Below are 2,421 nucleotides of genomic sequence, written 5' to 3'. Positions count from 1 at the left end.
GTGCGCCGTGAGGCGCTTCGCTGTATCCCCGACGCAGTCGGGAGGAACTTGGAGGGAGGTTCTTGGGTCGCCTGACCTACCTGGAGGCGAAAGCTGAAGGGGACAACAGCATGTCAGGGAAGCGGTGGACGTCTCGGAGGCGTTCAGGGCGTGGTACCGCGAGACCCGCGCGATATGGCCAAGGCTGGATTGCTTGAAGCCCAATCCCCAGAGTGAAAGTGACGCACCGTCGGAATGACGCCTGTAACCGACGTCGCGCCGTGTCCGGGCCGGAACCGTGGGCCTGGGCAACCTCCACGGCGTGGATCGCCGCCCAGCGAGGGTGGTCAAGGGGATGAGTGGGCGGCCTACGTCGTGCTCGATACGTACAGCGAGGACGTACCGCGGGATCGCCTACGGGGCGCGAGCCCTATGGCGACGGAGTGCCCGTAGTAGTCGCAGGAGTGACGACCTGCCAAGGAGGCCGGGAAAGCCGGACCGCAGGGCGAAGGGGCACAGGTGATCAAGACGTACAGGCGGGGAGGGATGCGAAATGCAGAGCGCTGAAACCGTGCTGGGCGTCATCCGGGAACGCGGCAGGCGCGGCCTGCCGTTGGAGAGGCTGTACCGGCAGCTGTTCAACAAGGAGTTGTTCCTGCTGGCCTACGGGCGCATCTACGCCAACAAGGGTGCGATGACGCCGGGGGTCACCAGCGAGACCGTGGACGGCATGTCCTTGGCCAAGATCGACCGGATCATCGGGGCTCTGCGTGCGGAGTCCTACCGGTGGTCCCCGGCCAGACGGGTCTACATCCCGAAGAAGACCGGGAAGCGCCCGTTGGGCATGCCGCCGTGGAGCGACAAGATCGTCGCGGAGGTGGTGCGCCTGCTGCTTGAGGCGTACTACGAACCGACGTTCAGCGATCACTCCCATGGTTTCCGCCCCGCACGGGGCTGCCACACCGCGCTGAGCGAGGTGGTGGAGGTATGGAAGGGAACGCACTGGTTCATCGAAGGAGACATCTCCGACTGCTTCGGGAGTCTTGATCATGATTTTCTGCTCTCGACGCTGGCGGAGACCATCCATGACGGCCGGTTCCTGCAATTGATCGAACGGATGCTCAAGGCCGGGTACTTGGAGGACTGGCGGTGGCACGACACGCTCAGCGGCTGTCCGCAGGGCGGGATCGCCTCACCCGTCATGTCCAATATCTACCTGGACCGCTTCGACCGGTTCGTTGAACAGCAGCTCATACCGGACTACGGCCGGGGCAGGCGTCGGGGCAAGCACCCCGCGTACCAGAACGTCGAGAACCGGATCAGACGGGCGACCCGGCACGGCGACCGGGAGGCGGTGCTCGCGCTGCGGCGCGAACGCCGCACCCTGCCGAGCCAGGACCCGAACGATCCCGGCTACCGGCGGCTTCGGTACGTGCGGTACTGCGACGACTTCCTGCTCGGGTTCGCCGGTCCCAAGCACGAAGCCGAGGAGATCAAGGCCAGGATCCGGACGTTCCTGCACGACGAGCTCAAACTGGAACTGTCCGAGCCCAAGACCCTGATCACCCACGCCACCAGCCAGGCGGCGCACTTCCTCGGCTACGAGATCAGAGCACAGCACGCCGACACGAAGATCACCCGGAACCGTCGGGCGGTCAACGGCGCGATCGGCCTGTTCGTGCCCAGGACCGTGATCCGGGACAGATGCGCCCGCTACATGAGCAAGGGAAAACCCGCTCAGCGCGGCCCGCTGCTGCACGACGAGGACTTCACCATCGTCGCCAAGTACGGGTCCGAGTATCGCGGGTTCGTCCAGTACTACCTGCTTGCCCAGGACGTGTTCCGCCTGGCACCGCTGCGTTGGGTCATGGAGACCTCGATGCTCAAGACCCTGGCCGGGAAGCACAAGTCGGCCGTCGCGAAGATGGCCCGCAGATACAAGGCGACCATCGACACCCCCGAGGGCCGGCGGACCTGCTTCCAGGTCACAGTGCAGCGCGACAGGGGCAGGAAGCCACTGATCGCCCGCTTCGGCGGGATCCCCCTCAAACGGCAGCGCACCGCTGTCATCACCGACCGCCGGCCCGTCATGGCCACCGCCCGACGCAACGAGCTGATCCATCGGCTCCTCGCCGGGCAGTGCGAGATGTGCGAGGGACGCACCGGGCTACAGGTCCACCACGTCCGCAAACTCGCCGACCTCACCAAGCCGGGGCGGCCGGAACGGCCCCCGTGGGCGCACCTGATGGCCATGCGGAAACGCAAGACCCTCGTGGTCTGCGACCGTTGCCACCAGGACATCCACGCGGGACGGGGCACAGCCACCACCCGGAAATGACCGCTGGAGAGCCGGGTGCGGTGAAAGCCGCCCGCCCGGTTCGGGAAGGGACCGTCGGAAAAGGACCTCAGCCGGAGGCACCTCGTCGGCGGTCTACTTCACTC

The 2,421-nt window shown here is 66.2% G+C and carries 1 protein-coding gene; it reads left to right on the top strand.

The genetic code is table 11. The annotated features are described in order from the left end of the window. Positions 1-532 precede the first annotated feature (532 nt). Entirely contained in the window at positions 533-2,317 is a 1,785-nt protein-coding gene (locus ACWD6R_RS40310) for a reverse transcriptase domain-containing protein (RefSeq protein WP_451823306.1), read from the top strand. Positions 2,318-2,421: the final 104 nt, after the last annotated feature.

This window comes from Streptomyces sp. NPDC005151 (assembly GCF_053599875.1).
Note: the sequence above shows the minus strand (reverse complement) of the source record. Positions and strands in the feature narration are given on the sequence as shown.